At 64.4% G+C, this 20204-nt stretch carries 14 protein-coding genes; 10 read left to right on the top strand and 4 right to left on the bottom strand.

Annotation, left to right across the window (positions count from 1 at the left end):
* Positions 1–130: 130 nt before the first annotated feature.
* Together C1896_20660 and C1896_20655 are read left to right on the top strand one after the other, a co-directional pair.
* Positions 131–1096 (top strand): C4-dicarboxylate ABC transporter substrate-binding protein, encoded by a 966-nt coding sequence (locus C1896_20660; GenBank protein AZZ47128.1) that lies wholly within the window; start codon positions 131–133, stop codon positions 1094–1096.
* 125 nt (positions 1097–1221) lie between these two features.
* Positions 1222–3774 carry a C4-dicarboxylate ABC transporter gene (locus C1896_20655; protein AZZ47127.1) on the top strand — a complete coding sequence of 851 codons (2553 nt, stop codon included), beginning with the start codon at positions 1222–1224 and terminating at the stop codon, positions 3772–3774.
* 87 nt (positions 3775–3861) lie between these two features.
* Here the strand turns inward: C1896_20655 and C1896_20650 are convergent, their stop codons facing one another.
* On the bottom strand, positions 3862–5553 hold the full coding sequence (locus C1896_20650) for a hypothetical protein (GenBank protein ID AZZ47126.1): 1692 nt from the start codon (positions 5551–5553) through the stop codon (positions 3862–3864).
* Positions 5554–5694: 141 nt separating this feature from the next.
* Positions 5695–6585, bottom strand: coding sequence for a chemotaxis protein (locus C1896_20645; GenBank protein AZZ47125.1), 891 nt, complete (start codon positions 6583–6585; stop codon positions 5695–5697).
* Between the two features lie 229 nt (positions 6586–6814).
* Between C1896_20645 and recC the strand changes: the two genes are divergently transcribed.
* The 7 genes from recC (at position 6815) to C1896_20610 (ending at position 17431) form a co-directional block, all read left to right on the top strand.
* The gene (gene recC, locus C1896_20640; protein AZZ47759.1) at positions 6815–10126 is read left to right on the top strand and encodes an exodeoxyribonuclease V subunit gamma; all 3312 of its coding nucleotides are present in this window, start codon (positions 6815–6817) and stop codon (positions 10124–10126) included.
* Positions 10123–13671 (top strand): exodeoxyribonuclease V subunit beta, encoded by a 3549-nt coding sequence (gene recB / locus C1896_20635; protein AZZ47124.1) that lies wholly within the window; start codon positions 10123–10125, stop codon positions 13669–13671. Before recC ends, recB begins: the two co-directional genes overlap by 4 nt.
* Complete coding sequence (locus C1896_20630) at positions 13671–13871, top strand: hypothetical protein (GenBank protein AZZ47123.1); 201 nt, start codon at positions 13671–13673, stop codon at positions 13869–13871. The genes recB and C1896_20630 overlap by 1 nt, the downstream gene beginning before the upstream one ends.
* Entirely contained in the window at positions 13868–14119 is a 252-nt protein-coding gene (locus C1896_20625) for a hypothetical protein (GenBank protein ID AZZ47122.1), read from the top strand. Before C1896_20630 ends, C1896_20625 begins: the two co-directional genes overlap by 4 nt.
* Positions 14119–15969, top strand: a complete 1851-nt coding sequence (gene recD, locus C1896_20620; GenBank protein ID AZZ47121.1) for an exodeoxyribonuclease V subunit alpha — start codon at positions 14119–14121, stop codon at positions 15967–15969. Before C1896_20625 ends, recD begins: the two co-directional genes overlap by 1 nt.
* Before the next feature lie 138 nt (positions 15970–16107).
* The gene (locus C1896_20615) at positions 16108–16563 is read left to right on the top strand and encodes a hypothetical protein (GenBank protein ID AZZ47120.1); all 456 of its coding nucleotides are present in this window, start codon (positions 16108–16110) and stop codon (positions 16561–16563) included.
* An 85-nt stretch (positions 16564–16648) separates the two neighbouring features.
* The gene (locus tag C1896_20610; protein ID AZZ47119.1) at positions 16649–17431 is read left to right on the top strand and encodes an amino acid ABC transporter substrate-binding protein; all 783 of its coding nucleotides are present in this window, start codon (positions 16649–16651) and stop codon (positions 17429–17431) included.
* A 32-nt stretch (positions 17432–17463) separates the two neighbouring features.
* Here the strand turns inward: C1896_20610 and C1896_20605 are convergent, their stop codons facing one another.
* The gene (locus C1896_20605; protein AZZ47758.1) at positions 17464–18372 is read right to left on the bottom strand and encodes a transporter; all 909 of its coding nucleotides are present in this window, start codon (positions 18370–18372) and stop codon (positions 17464–17466) included.
* Positions 18373–18546: 174 nt separating this feature from the next.
* On the opposite strand from C1896_20605, the gene C1896_20600 reads away from it, so the two are divergent.
* Complete coding sequence (locus C1896_20600; protein AZZ47118.1) at positions 18547–19728, top strand: GGDEF domain-containing protein; 1182 nt, start codon at positions 18547–18549, stop codon at positions 19726–19728.
* A gap of 7 nt (positions 19729–19735) precedes the next feature.
* On the opposite strand, the gene C1896_20595 is transcribed toward C1896_20600, so the two are convergent.
* The gene (locus C1896_20595) at positions 19736–20137 is read right to left on the bottom strand and encodes an acyl-CoA thioesterase (protein ID AZZ47117.1); all 402 of its coding nucleotides are present in this window, start codon (positions 20135–20137) and stop codon (positions 19736–19738) included.
* Between the last annotated feature and the right edge of the window lie 67 nt (positions 20138–20204).

Below are 20204 nucleotides of genomic sequence, written 5' to 3'. Positions count from 1 at the left end.
AGGACGCCCATTAGCCGTGAGGTTGAGGTCCGAGCTGTTACCAAGGCAGCGGCCTGCTAGACTCCAAACTTCCCGCGTGGCTCACGAGGCCTGCAGGACAATTCCAAAACAACCAATAAGGAGTGGATCCATGAAAGGCAAATCCTTGGCATGGATATTTTCCGCCGCATTGGCGGGGACTGGTCTGAGCGGTATGGCTCAGGCGCAAGAGCAATTCGTCACTATCGGTACCGGCGGCCAGACGGGCGTCTACTACGTTGCCGGTCAGTCAATCTGCCGCTTCGTTAACCGTAACGCCGAGGACCTGAAGTGCAACGCGCCAGCCAGTGGCGGCGGCGTGGCGAACGTCAACGGCCTGCGCAGCGGCGAATTCAACTTCGGCATCATGCAGTCGGATCACCAGTACAAGGCGATGAAAGGCCTGGAGCCGTTCAAGAGCGAAGGCGCCATGGAAGACATCCGTGCCGTGTTCTCGCTGCAGAGCGAGGTTTTCACCGTCCTGGCGCGCCGTGATGCCAACATCAAGAGCCTGGATGATCTGAAAGGCAAGCGCGTCAACATCGGCAACCCCGGTTCCGGTCAGCGTGACACCCTCGAAGAGATCATGAACGAGAAGGGCTGGGACAAGTCGGCCTTCGCACTCGCCGCCGAACTCAAGCCGGCCGAGCAGGCCAGCGCTCTGGGCGACAACAACATCGATGCCATGACCTACTTCGTCGGTCACCCCAATGGCGCGATTCAGGAAGCCACCACTACTGTCGACGCTGTTCTGGTACCGATCACCGGTCCTGAGATCGATAAGCTGTTGTCCGAGAAGAGCTACTACACCAAGGCTGAAATCCCAGGTGGCATGTACAAGGGCAACGACAGCGCCACTCAGTCGATTGGCGGCAAGGCCGTGCTTTCCACTACGTCCAAGGTCGATGACGAAGTGGTCTACAAGCTGGTCAAGTCGGTGTTCGAGAACATCGAGCGCTTCCAGCGCCTGCATCCTGCATTCAAGGACCTGAAGCCGGAAGACATGATCAAAGTCGGTCTGTCTGCGCCGCTGCATGACGGTGCCGTGCGTTACTACAAGGAACGGGGCTGGATGTAACGGCCTTTACGGCTCGCTGCATCGCTGTGGACGGTTATCCGTCCACAGCATTTGCCTGAAAACCCGTGTGCTTCGTGCCGCGGGTTTTCGCGGTTTCCGTTCCCTGAAAAAACAGGCCAGATTTCATGCAAGACAACCATCCTTCTACTGAAGATCTGATTGCCAAGGACGTCGGTGCTCGGCTGCCCAGCGGCGCAATGGCCAAGCTGATCGCCAGCCTTGCGCTGCTCTGGTCGCTGTTCCAGCTGTGGATCGCCTCGCCGTTGCCCTTCATGCTGCGCATCGGCGTGTTCAATAACACCGAGGCGCGTTCGATTCACCTGGCGTTCGCCCTGCTGTTGGCATTCCTCGTTTATCCCGCATTCAAGCGCTCGCCGCGCGACCGGGTGCCGCTGATCGACATCGCGCTCGGATTGATTGCCGCCGCGAGCGCAGGCTATCTGTTCATCGTTTATGAGCAGCTGGCCCAGCGTCCTGGCAACCTCACCACCATGGACCTGATCACGGCGTGCATCGGTATTCCGCTGTTGCTGGAAGCGACCCGCCGCGCACTCGGCCCTGCCTTGGCGGTGATTGCCCTGATCTTCCTCGGCTACAGCCTGGCTGGCCCATACATGCCAGGGCTGCTGGCGCATCGTGGCGTCAGCTTCACAGCGCTCGCCAACCACCAGTGGATCACCACCGAGGGTGTGTTCGGCATCGCCCTGGGTGTCTCCACCAGCTTCGTGTTTCTCTTCGTCCTCTTTGGCGCGCTGCTTGAGCGTGCGGGCGCCGGGCATTACTTCATCCAGCTGGCGTTCAGCATGCTTGGCCATTTCCGCGGTGGCCCGGCCAAGGCGGCGGTGGTTGCCTCCGGCATGACCGGCCTGATCTCGGGCTCGTCCATTGCCAACGTGGTGACCACCGGGACCTTTACCATCCCGATGATGAAGCGCACCGGGTTTTCGGCCGAGAAGGCCGGCGCGGTGGAAGTGGCCTCATCTGTCAACGGGCAGATCATGCCTCCGGTGATGGGCGCGGCGGCGTTTCTGATGGTGGAGTACGTGGGCATCCCCTACGTCGAAGTGATCAAGCACGCCTTTCTGCCGGCATTGATCTCCTATATCGCGCTGGTCTACATCGTTCATCTGGAGTCGCTCAAGCTCGGTCTCACGGCGCTGCCACGGGCCAACGTAGCCAAGCCCTGGATGCAGCGGCTGATCGGCTTCGTCTTTGGCGTTGCGCTGATTTCCGGCGTTTCGCTCGCCGTCTACTACGGCCTCGGGTGGCTCAAGCCTGCGCTGGGCGACGCAGCGATTTGGGTGATCGGGGCACTGCTGGTGGCGGTCTATCTAGGTCTGCTGAAAATCGCCGCGAGCAATCCGCCGCTGCCGGCCGAAGACCCCGACGCGCCGCTGGAAAAACTGCCGCAGACTCGGCCGGTGCTGCTGTCCGGGCTGCACTTCCTGCTGCCGGTGGTGGTACTGGTCTGGTGCCTGATGATCGAGCGCCTGTCGCCGGGCCTGTCCGCATTCTGGGGATCGGTCATCCTGGTCATCATCCTGCTGACCCAGCGACCGCTTCTGACCTGGATGCGCCGCGACGGTGCTCATGCGCACGGCAACTTCATGGACGGCGTGATCGACCTGCGCGAAGGGCTGATCGCCGGTGCACGCAACATGATTGGGATCGGCATCGCCACCGCAGCGGCGGGGATCATCGTCGGCGCCGTCTCGCAGACCGGCGTGGGCCTGGTGCTGGCCGATCTGGTCGAACTGCTGTCCATGGGCAACCTGATGCTGATGCTGCTGCTCACGGCATTCCTCAGCCTGATCCTTGGCATGGGCCTGCCAACCACTGCCAACTACATCGTGGTGTCCAGCCTGCTGGCACCGGTGATCGTGGCACTGGGGGCACAGAGCGGATTGATCGTGCCGCTGATCGCGGTGCATCTGTTCGTCTTCTACTTCGGCATCATGGCTGACGTGACGCCGCCGGTGGGGTTGGCCTCGTTCGCCGCGGCTGCCGTGTCCAAGGGTGACCCGATCAAGACGGGTGTGGTGGCCTTCTACTACAGCCTGCGTACTGCCGCGCTGCCGTTCCTGTTCATCTTCAACACCGACCTGTTGCTGATCGATGTGTCGTTCTGGCACGGAATGGTGATCTTCGTCATCGCGACACTGGCCATGCTGATCTTTGCAGCCGGTACCCAGGGCTACTTCCTGGTGCGCAGCCGCTGGTACGAAAACGTGCTGCTGCTGTTGATCGCCTTCACGCTGTTCCGTCCGGGTTTCTGGATGGACATCGTGCATGACCCCTACCGTGACATTCCGCCTACGCAGTTGGTCCAGGCGCTGGAAGCAGTTGAGGAAGACAGCCAGCTGCGCCTGCGCATCCGGGGTGAAGACGCCGTGGGTGACATGCGTGAGTTCAGCCTGCTGATCGCCATCCCGAACGGCGAAACCGGCGCGGAGAAGCTGGAGAAGCTGGGCGTGATGACCTATGAGGAAGACGGCAAGGTGCTGATCGACAGCGTGACCTTCGGCAGCCCTGCCGCCGAGCTCGGATTGCAGTTCGATCAGGAAATTCTGGCCGTGCGCGCGCCTACCGACCGCTGGGCCAAGGAGTGGATGTGGCTACCCGCTCTGTTGCTGTTCGGACTGGTGGTGTGGATGCAGAGGCGTCGGCAGCGGGACTGACCCGTTCGCGACGCTGACTTCAACCCCGGCCATGCTCTGCATCGTCGGGGTTTTTCTTGCCCGCACCGACCATCGGACCGGTCGGGATCAGGCTGGCTTGCCCGGCGGCAGCTGCTGCTTGATCCGCGTTTCTCGCACTGCCTGGCTTTCGCCCGAGACGCGCGGCTTTCCGCTGCCGGAGCCCTCCAATGCCGGGTACGCCGCGCTGCAGAACAACGAGTTCAGTCGCTTCATGTCGGCAATCAGCTCCAGATGGGCGGCGCTGGTCTCGATGCTTTCCACCACCTGCTGGTGCAGCCGATGAACATGGGCGTGGGCCAGTTCGCGCTCACGCTTGCGGAACTGACGCTTCTGCTGCAGCAACTGGCGCGCACTGTGAGAATCACCGGAGAGAAACACCGACAGACCCAGGCTCAGGTTGGCGCTGAGCAGGCTGTGCAGCTGGCCGAGCTCGTCCAGCCCGCTGTCGGAAAACGAGCGCCGCTTGGAAATCTTGAGGTTCTGCACCTTGCCCAGCATGTGCTCGATGATGTCGCCGGCCTGTTCCAGGTTGATTGCCAACTCGATGATTTCGGCCCAGCGCCGGCTTTCCTGTTCGGCCAGGTCCTCGCGCGGCATTCGCGCCAGGTAGAGCTTGACGCCGCTGTAGAGCGCGTCGACATCGTCGTCCAGGCGGCGGATGTCCTCGCCCGGCTCCGGACGGTCTTCACGCAGGGCTTCGAGCAGGCGTGCCAGCATGGTTTCCACCAGATCGCCGATGCGCAGCGTCTCGCGTGTGGCGTTGGCCAGGGCCAGCGAGGGGGTGTCCAGCGCAGTGGGGTCGAGATGGCGCGGCTGCGCAATGCCGTTATCCAGCGACCGCTCCGTCAGCACGCGCTCGCAGAGCCTGGCCATCAGGCCGACCGTTGGCAGTAGCACCAGGCAACGTAGCGAGTTGTAAGCCAGGTGGAAGGCGATGACTTGGGTTTGCGCACTGAAGCCGAGCGTTGCCATCCATTCCACCGTCATCGGCAAGAACGGCAGCACCACGAGGCCGGCGAGCTTGTACAGCAGATTGCCCAGCGCTACCCGACGGGCCGGCACCGGTTGCGGCGTCGCATTGAGCCAGGCCAGCACACCGCTGCCGACGTTCGCACCTATGACCACACCCAGCGCCACCGGCAGGCTGATCAGCCCGGCACTGGCCAGCGTTGCGGTGAGCAGAACGGCGGCGAGGCTGGAATACGACAGCACCGCGAACAACGCACCGACTACCACCGCCAGCAAGGTATCGCCGGCTAGAGTGGAGAACAGCACACGCATGCCGCGCGCTTCAGTGATGGGTTCGGCGGCGCCAACGATCAGCTGCAGCGCCAGAATGATCAGGCCAAGGCCGATCAGCACGCGCCCGAGCTGGCCGGCACGGGTCTGTTTGCGCGAGAGGAACAGGCTGACCCCGACCAGAGTGAACAGCGGGGACAGCCACGACAGGTCCAGGGTCAGCACGCGGGCCATCAATGCAGTGCCGACGTCCGCGCCAAGCATGATCGCCAAGGCGGTCGGCAGCGCCATCAAGCCCTGCGCCACGAACGAGATGGCCAGTAGGGCCGTGGCGTTGCTGCTCTGCACCAGCGCGGTGACGCCGATTCCAGCCGTGAAGGCCATGGGCGCGTTGGCCATGCTGTGGCCGAGCAACCTGCGCAGGTGCGAGCCATACACCCGCATGATTCCGGTGCGCACGATATGCGTGCCCCAGACCAGCAGCGCGATGGAGGACAGCAGATGCAACAGCGTCAACATCGGGCAGGGTCTCCGGCGACAGGATGATCAACAGGCACAGCCAGTCTCGCCAAAGGCGGGAGGTCGGCTGTGGGTTATATTCGGTTGACCATGGTCGGCAGCCGCCCGTTCACGAGATCGTCATGAACCGCTGCGCTTGCATCAGTTGGGCGAGTAGTAGCCCACGCCTAGCAGCACGTCGTCGACCCGACGGATCAGCGAGTGCTTTTTCTCCACCGCATTGGTCGCCGGATTGCGCCAGACATAGTCGACGGTTCCGCTGCCCTTGTTCTTGGCCAGTTCGATCATCTGCTTGAACAGCGGCGTACCGGCGGCATCGGTGACTTCGCGAACATCGACACCCACCAGGTTGGGGGAAGCGCCACTGGCGCGGTACTGGCCGTCTTCCAGGCCGATAACGAACACATACTCGTCATTCATCACGAAGCCGCCCTGGGGGTCGTTGAAGGCCTTGAACGCAGCCTCGCCACCCGAACGTTTCATCAGCGCTACGGCTTCATCCAACATTTTCTGCGCGTGCTCGGCAGAAGAGCGCGGGATGTAATACCCCACCGCGAGGATCTGATCGCCCACCTTGCGGAACAGGCTGGTCTTGTTCTCGACTTTATTGTCGGCCGGGTTCAGCCAGTGGTAGTCCACCTGGCCGCTGTCAGCGGTGCGGGCACCGTCGACGATCTGGCGGATGAAGGGTTTACCGGCGGCGTCCTTGAGGTCCATCACGTTGAGTCCAACCAGCGCGCGCGACGCACCGTTACTGGCCAGCATGGTGCCGTTCGGGTCCAGCACGAACACATAGTGTTGGCCGTCGACGAAGCTGCCCTGGCGGTCATTGAACGCGGCCAACGCCTGCTCGGGTCCGTTCGCCTTCAGGTGAGCGGTGGCGCGCTCAAGCAGCGCGCTGGCCTGGCGCGCATGGCTGCGCTCCACTGAGCCTTTGGCTGGCGCGTTGTCGGTCACTGCGTAGACTAGCGGGCTCGCGCTGATGGCCGCGCCCAACATGAGAGTCAGCAGGTTCCGGTTGTTCAATTTCATCGATTGCTCCTAGCCTGAGGCAGGCGACAGGTTGCTGGGGGCATTGGGACTGCCTGTCATGGAATATCCTATGGCGGGTAGGGGATTGATATTGAACACAAGAACCGTTGAGTTCCTGCGAAAGGAGTAGGAAGGAACGCCGCACCGGCTATCTACGCATGCCTTTGCAGCACCGCTGCGCAACCGGAACTTGTTACCCTTGGCCGCTGATCCAGTCGAAGCCGCCGCCATGCTCAGCCTCTACCACGCCCCTGACCTCGAAACCCTCGGCGAACTGGCCACGCGCCTGCTCGCACAGCCGCTCAGCGACCCCTTCGCCCCGGCATTGGTGATGGTGCCGAGCCAGGGCATGGGGCGCTGGCTGACCCTGGAGCTGGCGCGCAAGCAGGGCATCGCCATGCAGCTGGAGATGCAGTTGCCAGCCAAATTCGTCTGGGACCTGAGCCGCACCGTGCTCGGCAGCCTGCCCGAACAATCGGCGTTCTCCCCGACCACCCTGACCTGGCGTCTTTACGGCTGGCTCTGCGAGCCGGCCAATCTCGAGCTGGCGCCGCGTCTGGCGCAGTACCTCGACGGCGGCGATGAGCGCCGGCGGCTGTCGCTGGCGGCTAAGATCGCCGACGTCTTCGACCAATACCTGCTTTATCGCGACGACTGGCTGGCCGCCTGGGAGCGTGGCGATACCTTCGATCTCGGCCCGGACGAAGGCTGGCAGGCGCTGCTCTGGCGCGAGCTGACCAAGGACGGCCATCCGCACCGCGCCCGGCTGCTCGACGATCTGCTGCAGCGGCTCTACAGCGACGAACCCTTGCCCGGCCTGCCCGAGCGTCTGCTGGTGTTCGGCATAAGCAGCCTGCCACCGCACCACCTGCGCGTGCTCGATGGTCTGGCGCGACATATCGACGTGGTGGTCTGCGCGCTCAACCCGAGCCGCGAAGCCTGGGGCGAGATTCGCGATATCCGCGAACTGGCACGGCAACCTGAGAGCGGAGCTGACGACTGGTATCTGGACGTTGGCCATCCGTTGCTGGCGAGCCTCGGCAAGCAGGGCCGCGACTTCTTCGACTCGCTGTTCAGCCTGACCGCCAGCGAAGGCAGTCAGGAGTTCGGCCTGTACTCGGAAGACGAGGACCTGCGTGACGACAGCCTGCTGCATGCGCTGCAGAACGACATCCTGCGCCTGCGCACCCGGCAGCCAGAGGAGCGCATCACCCTCGCTGAGGATGATCGCTCGCTGGAAGTGCACATCGCTCATTCGCCGCTGCGCGAGGTGGAGATCCTGCATGACCAGCTGCTGGCGCGTTTCGCTGCCCATCCGGGCCTGACGCCTGATCAAGTGGTGGTGCTGACCCCGGATATCGAGCGCTACGCGCCCTTTATCGAAGCCGTGTTCGCGCCGCGCGAGGGCAGCCCGCGGATTCCCTACAGCCTCGCTGACCGCAGCCTGCGCGCCGAGATGCCGCTGATTGAGGCCTTTCTTGAACTGCTGATGCTGGCGCAGAGCCGTTTCGCCGCCGAGGAAATCCTCGCCTGGCTGGAACAGCCGGCCATCGCCCGCCGTGCCGGGATCGAAAGCGAAGACCTACCGCTGCTGCGCGACTGGTTGCGTGAAGCGGGCGTGCGCTGGGGTCGTGATGGCAGCCAGCGGGTACGTCTCGGGCTGCCGGACGAATCGGCCTTCACCTGGCGTCAGGGGCTCGACCGGCTGCTGCTGGGTTTCGCCGCGCCGCCACAACTTGCTGGCGACAACGCGCCACTGCTCGGCGAACACTGGCCGCTGGATACCCTGGAAGGTGCGCGCGGGCAGTTGCTGGGGCGGCTGGTGGAATTCGTCGAGCGGCTCGGCACGTTGGCCGATCAGCTGGCGCGGCCGCGTCCGTTGGCCGAGTGGGCGGATGACCTGCAAGTGCTGATCGACACCCTGTTCGACGAGCGCGAAGCCGGCGACACGCTGCTCTTGTTATCCCAAGCCTGCGCGGCATTGCGCGATCAGGCCCAGGCCGCGGTCCTGACGCGCCCCATCGAGCTAGAACTGGTGCACCAGCAGCTCAGCGCCGTTTTGCAGCAGGGCAGCGGCGCCTCGGGCTTTCTTACCGGCGCGGTGACCTTCTGCACCATGGTGCCGATGCGCAGCTTGCCGTTCCGCGTGGTCTGCCTGCTTGGGCTGGACGATGGCGCGTTCCCGCGGCGCACACCGCCGTCGGGCTTCGATCTGATCGGCCGGCATCCGCGCCGCGGCGACCGTGCGCGACGCCTCGATGATCGCTACCTGCTGCTGGAAACCCTGCTTTCGGCGCGCGAGGCGTTGTACCTGTCCTATGTCGGCCGCGACCCGCGCGACAACGCCGTGCTGCCGCCTTCGGTGCTGCTCAGCGAAGTGCTGGAAGCGGCGGACATGACCGCTGCCTGTAGGAGCGAGCTTGCTCGCGATCCCGCCAGCCGCGATACCTCGCAGCCGAAAGCGCCCAAAGCCAGCGAAAAGATCCTTATCGCGCACCCGCTGCAGCCGTTCTCACCACGCAACTTCGGCGCTGCCGCCTGCGCCGGTTTCTCGCTGCCCTGGTTCCGCGCCGCGCAGCGCCTGGCCGAGCCGCCGCAGACCCAGCCGCAGCCATTCGCCTGCCTGCTCGCCGAGCCGGACGAAGCCTGGCTGACCATCGAGCCGTCGCAGCTGCTGCAATGCTTTCGCCACCCGGCGCGCTTTCTCCTCGAGCAACGCCTTGGTCTGCGTCTGGCCGATGAACAGGAATCGCTGGCCAGCGACGAGCCGTTCGACCTGGAGATGCCAGCCTGGAATGGCCTGCGACGTCTATCCCTACAGGCGATGGAGCATGGCTGGAGTGACGAAGATGAACGGCGCATGGCCTGTGCGGCCGGCTGGCTGCCGGCGGGCGAGCTAGGCCAGGCGCTGTGGGGCAAGCTGCGCGGGCCGGTGCGTGCATTCGCGCCGCGCCTGTTCGAACTGCGCCCGGACGCCGTGCCCGAGCCGCTGCCGGTGGATATCACCCTGGCCGGCGTGCGCGTGCATGGCTGGCTCGACGGCGTGACCCCGGCCGGGCTGTTTGGCTGGAAGCTCGGCCGCCTCGGCGAATGGGACCTGCCACCATTCTGGCTGCGCCATCTGCTGCTCAACCTGTCGGCTACGGCGGGTATCGAGCGCAACAGCCTGATGCTCTCGCCTGCCGGCGATTGGCAGCTTGGGCCGCTGGCCAATGCCGCCGAGCTGCTGGAGCCCTGGCTTGAGGCCTATCGCTGCGCCATCCGCGAGCCGCTGCCGTTGCTGCCGCGTAGCAGCCATGCCTTTGCCAAGGGCTACCGCAAGCCGGCCCGTGGCAGTGAGCCGCTCGACTGCGGCCGCAAGCGCGCCCGCGAAGCGTGGCTCGGCGCCGAGTTCAGCCCCATTGCCGCCGAGTCTGAAGATCCCTGGAACAGGCTCGCCTTCCGTGACCGCGACCCGCTGGATGAGCGTTTCGAAACCCTGGCCCAGCAATTGATCGGCCCGGCCTTGGATGCCTTAGCCGATGAGGAGCAAGAAGAATGAAACTCGACCTCCTCGACTCCCCCTTCGACGGCCGCTCACTGATCGAGGCCAGCGCCGGCACCGGCAAGACCTGGACGCTCACCGCGCTGTACGCCCGCCTGCTGCTGGAGCGGCAGTTGTCGGTGGGGCAGATTCTGGTGGTCACCTACACGACCGCGGCCACCGCCGAGCTGCGCGAGCGCATCCGTGCGCGGCTGGCCGATCTGCTGGCGGTCTATGACGGCACGCCGAGCGAGGATGACTTCCTCAACCGCCTGCATGCGCGCTACCCAGACGAAGCCTCGCGGCGGCGCCTGTTGCTGGCGGTCCATGGGTTCGACGAGGCGGCGATTTTCACCATTCACGGTTTCTGTCAGCGAGCCCTGCAGGACGCCGCCTTCGAAGCTGGCGGTGATTTCGACAGCGAGCTGACCGCCGATGACCGCGAAATCATCGATGCGCTGCTCGCGGATGCCTGGCGTAGCGAGCTGGCCGATGCCGATCCGGCCTGGGCGCGCTTCCTGGCCAAGAGCCGCATCACACCCGTGTGGCTGCGCCAACGGCTGCGCAGTCATCTGGGCAAGCCCTACTTGCGCGTGGAACCGCAGGGCGCGCCGATCGCCGCCGATCTGCGCACGGTCGAAGCCGCCTGGCAGCGCGCCGCTGAGTTGTGGAAGCAAGCGGGTACCGCCTGGATCGCCGAGCTCCAGGCCCACGGTGGGCTCAGCCAAAGCACACACAAGAGCATCAAGTTCGCGCCGTGGCAGGTTGAACTGGACGCCTACTTCGCCGACCCGGCGGTGATGTTCGATCTGCCCGATGGCGCCGCTAAATTCGGCGTACGGGCTTTGAATAAGGCTTGCAAGAAGGGTCATGACGCGCCGGTGTGCGAACTGGCCCATGCGCTGGACGCGCTGGCCGATCAGGTCGCCGAGGCGCTGCCAGCGGGCAAGCAACGGCTGATCGCCTTGCAAGTCGCGCTGCTGGAACAGCTCAACCGTGAGCTGCCCGAGCGCAAGGCGGCGCAGCGGCTGCTGGCCTTCGACGACCTGCTCAACCGGCTGGATCTGGCACTGAAAGGCCCTGTCGGCGAGGACCTGGCTGCTTCGCTTCGCGCCACTTATCCGCTGGCGCTGATCGACGAGTTTCAGGACACCGATCCGATTCAGTACGCCATCTTCAATCGCATCTATGCCAAGGCCAGCGAGGCGTCGTTGTGTTTCGTTGGCGATCCCAAACAGGCCATCTATGCCTTCCGCGGCGCGGACCTGGCAACTTACATGACGGCCAAGCAGCAGGCCGATCGCGAGCCTTTCAACCTGCCGACCAACTACCGCTCGACGCCGGCGCTGATCGCCGCGCTGAACCAGCTGTTCGATCATCCACAGCCGTTCGCCCAATCTGACCTGCGCTACCCAGCAGTAGGCGCGGCCGACAAGCCGCGTGCGAGCTTGCGGCTGGTGGAGGAGGGCGAGGCGGCGTCGCTGTCACTGGTCTGGCTCGGTGACGATCCGCTGGGTAAGGGCGAGGCTGCGCAGCTAGCGGCAAGCGACACCGCCCGGCGCATCGCTCTGCAGCTGGCGGGCGCCGCGGAAGGGCGCGCCGGTTTCGACAAGGACGGTGTGTTTACTCCGCTGAAAGGTGGCGACATTGCCGTGCTGGTGGCCAACCATCGCCAGGCCGGGATGATCGCCGATGAGCTGGCGGCGCGCGGTGTGCCCAGTGTGCGCCGCGGGCGTGACAGCGTCTGGCGCAGTGAGGAGGCGGCTGAGCTGGCCGCGGTGCTGGCCGCCTACGCCGAGCCCGGCCGCGAAGGGCTGCTGCGCTATGCGCTGGCCACTCGCCTTCTGGGCCGCAGCGCTGCCGATCTGGCCCGCTGCCAGGACGATCAGCAGCAGTGGGACGCCGAGCGCGAAGCCGCCGAACGCTATCACCAGCTCTGGCAGCAGCAGGGCTTTATGCGCGTGTTCCGTGCCTGGCTTGATGAGCAGGCGGTGGCCGAACGGCTGCTGGCGCGGGTCGATGGCGAACGTCGGCTGACCAACCTCCTGCACCTGGGTGAACTGTTGCAAGCCGAAAGCCTGCTGCGCCCGGGTCTTGAGCCGCTGCTCGCCTGGTTCAACCTGCAGCGCGGCAGCGAAGGTGCTGGCGAGGAAGCGCTGCTGCGCCTGGAAAGCGATGCCGAGCGGGTGCAAATCGTCACCATCCACACCAGCAAGGGCCTGGAATACCCGCTGGTGTTCTGCCCCTTCCTCTGGGACGGCAAACTGCTCGGCAAGAACCGCGACAGCGCCCGCTGCCACGATGCTAATGGCCAGCCGCTGCTGGATCTCGGCAGCGACACGCTGGAAGACAACCTCGAACGCGCCCGCCAGGAGGTGTTTGCCGAGCAGCTGCGCCTGGCCTATGTCGCCCTGACTCGCGCGCGCGACCGGCTCTGGTTGCACTGGGGGCCTGTGAATCTCTGCAAGCCAAAAAAGGATGGCAGCCTAGCGGACGAAGGTCTGCACAGCAGCGCCCTGGCCTGGCTGCTACACGGCCGCGAACTGCCTGGCGAGCAACCGTTGAGTGAGCTGGGCAATCATCTGGCTGACCTCAACGGCGGCAGCCTTCGCCTAGCCATCGAGCGACTGGTGCAGGGAAGCGACGGCCTTGTGGCCTGCCTGCCGCTGGAGTCGCGCGAAGCCAATGCACAGGGTCCCGGCCGCGCCGCGCTGCCTCAGCAGCTGTCGCAGCTCAATCGCAGCCTGCACAGTGCCTGGCGGATCGGCAGCTTTTCCGGTCTTGCAGCAGGCATGCATATGGAAGCACCCGACCGCGACGCCCTGGCCATCCCCGATGCGGGCGAGCCGGGCAGCGGCTTCTTTGCTTTCCCCCGCGGTGCGCGGGCCGGTACCTGCCTGCACGCGATTCTCGAAGACTGGGCGCGAGGCAAAGGCGAGCTGGAGGCTCTGGTCGAACCCGCTTTGCAGGCCTACGGTCTGCCGCTGGAGTGGAAGGAAATCGCCATCAGCCATCTGCAAAAGGTGCTCGACACCGATATGGATGGCGCCGGCCTGACGCTCGCTGCGTTGCAGTCGGCCAGACGCCTGCCCGAACTCGGCTTCACCTTCCCGGTACGGGACCTCGACGTGACGCGGCTGCGCAGCCTGTTGGTCGATCCGGCCAACGGCCTTGCCGAGCCCTTGCGCGAAGCGGCGGCGCGGCTGGAATTCGACAGCCTCAAGGGCTTTCTCAAGGGCTTCATTGACCTCACCTTCGAGCACGATGGCCGCTGGTACATCGCCGACTACAAATCCAACTGGCTCGGCCCGGATGCGAGCTACTACGGCGGCGAACGGCTGCTGCAGGCGTTGGCAGGCGAGCATTACTACCTGCAATACCTGATCTACCTGGTGGCGCTGCGCCGCTTCCTGCGCCAACGCCTGGCCGATTTCCGCGACGAGCAGCTGGGTGGTGCCTTCTACCTGTTCCTGCGCGGCATGCCGGAAGCCGGCGTGTATTTCGCGAGGCCGGACGATGCGCTGCTCGATGCGTTGGATCGATTGTTCGAGGAGGGACGGTGATGCACGTGAGCTTTGTAGGAATCGTCGGATTGCAGTTTGGGTCAGTTCAGCGCGCTTATCCAACTGAGCATATCGGTGGGCTGAAGCTCACCGTACAGGCTAGTCCTGCGGGGGATGCCCGAGGCGGGCATGTGTACTTCGCGAGGCCGGACGATGCCGTGCTCGATGCATTGGACCATCTGTTCGAGGAGGGGAGATGATGCGCCTTAGATTCGCAGTAGCCCTCTCTCGCTATGGGAAATTGCCCGCTTTTGTAGGAGCCAGCTTGCTGGCGATCCGGGGGAATGGACAAAGCATCGCCAGCAAGTTGGCTCCTACGGTCAATATCAGCGCTGTAGGGTGGGCTTCAGCCCGCCACTTTAACGATGGCCTTGATTGGCTGAGGCGGGCCGCTGTCTGCTCCATGCTGAAGTGCTGCCTGACCCCGCCCGCGTGGAGGGATGTGTGATGGCATTGCTTTCAGACTTGCCGTTCGGCCCAATGGAGCGCGCTTTCGTCGCCAGCTTGCAGCGCCTCGAGCCGGACACGCCTGACATGGTCCTGCTCGCCGCCGCGCTTTGCTGCGAAGCTCTGGCCTCCGGCGACGTCTGTCTGCCGCTCGAACGCCTGGCGGGCAAGCGCCCCTGGCCCGAAGTCGACCTAAGCCTGCCGCCGCTCGCAACTTGGCGCGAACAGCTGGAAGCCTCTCCCCTGGTCGGCGCGCCGGGCGATTACGCGCCCTTGATCCTTGCAGGCAACCGACTCTATCTGGCCCGATATCAGGCATATGAACAGCAACTGGCTGAACAGCTGCTGGAGCGAGCGTCAGATGCGCCGGAGGTGAATGAACAGCAACTGAGCGACAGCCTGGCGCGCCTGTTCGCCTTTAATCAGCAAAGCCCCGATTGGCAGCGCCTCGCGGCAGCCCAGGCGGTACGCCGCCGCTTGGCAGTAATCTCCGGTGGTCCCGGTACCGGCAAAACCACCACCGTGGTGCGCCTGCTGGCGGCACTGCTGGAACAGCCCGGTGGCGAGCGCCTGGCCATCGGCCTAGCCGCGCCCACCGGCAAAGCAGCCGCACGCATGGCCGAAGCGATCCGCAACGCCAAGGCCGAGTTGCCGGTCAGCGATGCCGTCAAGGACGCCCTGCCGGACGAGGCGCGCACGTTGCATCGTCTGCTCGGCAGCCGCGGCGACAGCCCCAAGGTACGCCATGACGCGGCGAACCCGCTGGCGCTGGATGTATTGGTGGTGGACGAGGCATCGATGGTCGACCTGGCGCTGATGGCCAAGCTGGTCGCAGCGCTGCCGCCGAAGGCAAGGCTGATCCTGCTCGGCGACAAGGACCAGCTGGCCGCCGTGGAAGCTGGCGCGGTGTTCGCCGAACTCTGTGAAGGCCGAGGGTTCGATAGCCAGGCCGCGGCCGATCTGCAACGCATTACCGGGCAGCATGTTCCCATCGAGACGCCGCGCTCGCGCCTGGGCGATGCGGTGCTGCTGCTCACCCACAGCCACCGCTTCGCAGGTGACAGCGGCATCGGTGAGCTGGCGCGGCGAATCAACGGCGGCGACGCCAAGGGCACGGTCGCGCTGCTACAAGAGGGTCGTCCAGACCTCGCCTGGAACGCCACGCCCAGCCCCACGGGGCTGATCGATCGACTGGAGCAGGGCTACGCGCCCTATCTGCAGGCTGCACGGCAAGCCGATCCGGCGGCCGCCTTCGAGGCCTTCAACGGCTTTCGGGCGCTGACCGCCCAGCGCGATGGGCCTTTCGGCGTGACCGGCATCAACGAGGCACTGGAAGCGCGCTTCAAGCGTCGCCTCGGCGTGCCGGCGCGCGAACGCTGGTACCCCGGCCGCACGGTGATGGTCCGGCAGAATGACTACGCCCTGGGGCTGTTCAACGGCGATATTGGCCTGTGCCTCAAAACCGAGCAGGGCCTGCGCGTGTTCTTCGAAGGCGACGAGGGCTATCGCGGCTTTGCCCCGGCGCGCCTGCCCAGCCATGACAGCGCATTCGCCATGACCGTGCATAAAAGCCAGGGCTCGGAATTCACTGAAGTGCTGCTGGCGCTGCCCGAGCAGCCCAGCCCGCTGCTGACCCGCTCGCTGTTCTACACCGGCATCACCCGTGCCAAGCGCAAGGTGGAGATTTGGGCGCTGCCGGTGCGTCTGGGTGAGGCCGTAAGCACCCGCGCCGAGCGCGCGGCCGGGCTTGCTGAAAGGCTGAGCCTAGGTGACACGAAGCGCACAAGCGAGGGGGCTAGCCTGCCGAAGCCGGCCAGCGAGCCGGCGGGCGATCAGCTCAGCTTGTTCTGATGCGTGCGCCGCTGCTCGTAGCGGGCATGATCGCTGCGCATCGCAGCCAGTTTCGTGAAACGGTTGCGCGTATCCACTACCGGTTTCTGTTCCGATGTGGATTCGCCGTCAACCGATAACCGACAACCGGAACATGCGATGAAAATCTTCTTTCTTCTGGTCTGGGGCCTGCTCAGCTTGTCGCTCACTGGAGTCATGGTGCGTGAACTCTGGATTGCCCCATCCTGGAGTGGCGCGTTCGTCTTGTTGCTAATCGCCTACTACAGCTTCTGTTTCTTCCAGCTGATCCGCGCGGCCTACCGGCCCTGGGGGCTGTTGGGGCCAAGGCGGCGCAGCGGCTACTGGGTGTGCCTGGTGTTGCTGCCACTGACGCTGTTGCCGCTGAGGTCCGCCTATGACATTTGGCTGGCGGGCGCCTACCGGCTCGATGCGGACGCAGCGGGGCCAAGCCTGAACCTGCTCATCGTTCGCCAACTGCTCGCCTGGCTGCAGGAACTGGTCGGCTATCTGGGCCCGACGCTGGTGCTGATCGCCGCTGGAGTGGGCATGGCATTGCTGCTGTTGCGATTGTCGCGCGGCCAAGTCGTCCGCTAGCGGCACCCGATGCGCTGATGGTTGCTGACTTTGATATTCGCTAGGTTGCGCTTCACTCGTTTTCGCAAGGATGACAAAGGTGGTGATGAAAGGATTTTGTAGCCGAGGCGCTCTGCTGAGCCTGGCGGTCAGTCTTGGCGCACATGCCGCGGATGTGCGCCTGGTGACGGGCGATGACTACGCCCCGCTCACTGATCGCGCACTGCCTCGAGGCGGCATGCTCTCGGCGGTCGCACAGGCTGCGCTCGAGCGCAGCGGATTAGCGTCGTCGCTTGCCTGGCAGCCCTGGAATCGGGGCTATCTGATGACCCTTCGCGGCGAATACGACGCGACTTTTCCCTATATCCGTGCGGAGCAGCGCGAGCATGATTTCCTCTACTCGGCGCCGCTTTATATTTCCGAGCAACACCTGTTCAGTCGCGCCACGGATTCAGTCGAAGTCAATGACCTTGCCGGCATCAGCGGCAGGCGGCTGTGCCACCCGCTGGGCTGGCAGCTGCCTGCCGGAGTCCAGGCACTGGTTGATCGGGGTGTACTGGTCCGGCATTCGCCGCCGAGCCTGAGCGAGTGTGCGTTGTTGCTACTGCTTGGCCGAGATGATGTGTTTCTGGCTGATCGTCTGCTGGGCGTCCACGCCGTGCAATCAACCGAAGTGGATCGGCAGCGTTTTCATGTTTCCGATTCGGTGTTGAGCCGTCAGACGATTCACCTCATCGTCCCGCGCAGCCGACCCGACGCCGGACAGCTGATCAAGCGGTTCGACCGAGGACTCAGAACCCTTCAGGAAAGTGGCGATTATCAGCGCTTGATCGAGTCGTTCGCTGCCGACAACGTTCCAGTGGACCGCCGCACCAAGACAGCGCAATAACGGCCGCGATGGCTGGCGCTCGGTCACGGTTTTCAGCGTTCGAGCAGTGTCAGCACCAGCGGCAAGCTGGCCGCAGCGAGCAGTGTTTGCAGGGTGATGATGCCGGCCATCAGGTGGCTGTCACCACCGAGCTGCCGGGTTAGCACGTAGGCGGTAGGCGCTGTGGGAAGGGCAAAGAACAGGACGATGATGGTCGTTTCCATGGCAGGCAATTGGAGCAATTGAGCGACGGCGTAAGCCAGTAGCGGCACTGCCAGAAGGCGCACAGCACTGTTCCAGCCCAGTGCAGGAATTTCGCCTCCGAGTTCCTTCGGCTTCAAGGCGGCGCCGACGCATAGCAAACCCAAGGGCAAACTGGCTGCGGCCAGCAGACCCAGCAGTCGGTCAGTGCCGCCAGGCAGGCCGAGCCCGGACAGGTTGACCAGGGCGCCCGTGACGCAGGCGACGATCAAGGGGTTTTTCGCGATCGGCAGCAGCAGGCCGCGCGCGCTGACGCCGCGTTCAGCGGTCAGCGCCCAGACCGACATCACGTTAACGGTTGGCACCATCAACGCCAGCATCAGCGCGGCCATGGCCAGGCCTTCCTGGCCGAACAAGCTGCCGACAGCCGCAAGGCCCAGGTAGGTGTTGAAACGCAGGGCACCCTGGGCAAAGGCGCCGAAGCGCGCCGCCGACCAGCCGCGCAGGCGCTTCATGATCAGCAGTACGATCCACGCCAATCCCAGGGCCAGCAACACGGCCGCAGCCAAGCGGGGCAGCGCCGGGTTGTCCAAAGGTGCGGTGGCCAGACTGCTGAACAGCAGCGCCGGGAACAGCACGAAGTAGTTGATCCGCTCGGCGCCAGGCCAGAAGGCTTCGTTGGGGAAGTCGCGCAGGCGCAGAAAGTAGCCGGCAATGATCAGGGCAAACAGAGGCCATAGGGCGAGCAGAAGGCTGGTCACGCGATACATCCAACAGTGCAGGTGACTCGATAGTGGAGTCTCGTGAAGGCGTCGGCAAGAGACGAGCGATGCGGATGGAGCTGCACAGAGCGGTTGCTTGCACGTTCATCGGGAAAGCCGTCGGGGTAATGTCTAAGTGATATCATTGCCCGCGCCATGACCTGAGCAACGTCGATGCAGCCCCTAGAACAGCAGTCTGCCGAAGATTTCCGCGATACCCCGCATGGCAGGCAGCTGCTGGCAGGCTTTCGTGGCCTGCTGTTTGCGCCTGACCTGGAAAGTGAATTTCGCCGTTATCTGGGGCGTCAGGCGCGCTTTGCGCAAGTGCTGGGTGCCTGCCTTTTGCTGTTGGTGGTGGCCGGTTATCACTATGCCGAACGGCAGCTATATGCCGGGTCTGACCCGAGGTGGCTGCGCGAGTTGACCCTGCTGCGTTTGGTGGAAATGGCGCCGGGTGTAGCGATCCTGCTCATGTCGGTCTTTCACCGGCGGGTCCGGCTGGTTGCCAACCGACTGTTTCCGTTGCTGCTGGTGCTGGTTGGGATCGTTGCGGCGCGCATCGATATCCATTACGAAGTCTCCCAGACGGAACTGGCGTTCCGCTACGGTGCTGGGCTGTTGATCGTCTGTTCGTTCTTCTTTCTCGGCATCACCTTCTGGCGAGCGCTGATTAGTGCGGCGTCGATCATCCTGATCGATATCTTGATGGCCGCGCTCATCCTCTCCTCCAGCGAAATGCAGGTGCATTGGATCTCGGTCAGCTATTACGTGTTGCTGTTGACGATCGGAGCAATCAGTCGCTACATCCATGAATACTCGCAGCGTGAGCAATTTCTGGTACGCCAGCTGCTCGGCTGGGTCGCGCAACACGACTCGCTGACTGGCTTGGCGAACCGCCGTAGCTTTGATGCAGCTCTGCGGCAAACGCTGTTGCAAGCCCGTCGGGACCGCCAGCCGCTCGCGCTGCTACTCCTGGATCTGGATAACTTCAAAGCCTACAACGACAGCCTGGGGCACCCGGCTGGCGATGCGCTGATCCGCGATTTCGGCGACTTACTGGGCCGTTTCTCCCGGCGGCCGATGGATCTGGCGGCCCGGGTCGGGGGGGAAGAGTTCGCGTTGTTGCTGCTCAATTGCGATGAGAGCTCAGCGCAGGCCATCGCGGCGCAGCTTCTCTCTGAACTCGCTGAACGAGCCATCCCTCATCCGGCATCGGCCCAGAGCGCATGCGCCACAACGAGCATTGGCATTGCGATGTGGCAGCCAGGGCAGACCGCCGAACAACTCTATCAGGCCGCCGACGCGGCGTTGTACCAAGCCAAACAGGCCGGAAAGAACCGCTACGTGGTGCGCTGATCGGCTTTCAGCGGCGTGGCGTGACCGGGCGGGTGCGGCCGCTGCCATCAATGGCGACAAAGACGAATACCGCCTCGGTGACCTTGCGCCACTCGCTGGACAGCGGGTCATCACTCCACACTTCCACCAGCATGCGGATCGAGCTGCGGCCGACATCCAGCGTCTGGGTGTAGAACGAAAGCTGCGCGCCGACTGCCACCGGCACCATGAAGGCCATGCGGTCGATGGACACCGTTGCCACACGACCGGCGGCGACGCGGCTGGCCATGGCGGTGCCGGCCAGATCCATCTGTGATACCAGCCAGCCCCCGAAAATATCGCCGAAACCGTTGGTCTCACGCGGCAGGGCGGTCAGCTGCAAGGCCAGGTCGCCCTGCGGGATTGGATCTTCCTGTTCGTATTCGTTCATCGGTCGGACTCGCGGCGCGTTTGTTTTTCTTGCGCGAAAAGCCCGCAGCAGTGCGGGCGGGGGCGAG

Source organism: Pseudomonadaceae bacterium SI-3, from assembly GCA_004010935.1.
GTDB lineage: Bacteria > Pseudomonadota > Gammaproteobacteria > Pseudomonadales > Pseudomonadaceae > Stutzerimonas.
The sequence above is the reverse complement of the archived record's forward strand: the minus strand, read 5'-3'. Positions and strand labels throughout refer to the sequence as shown.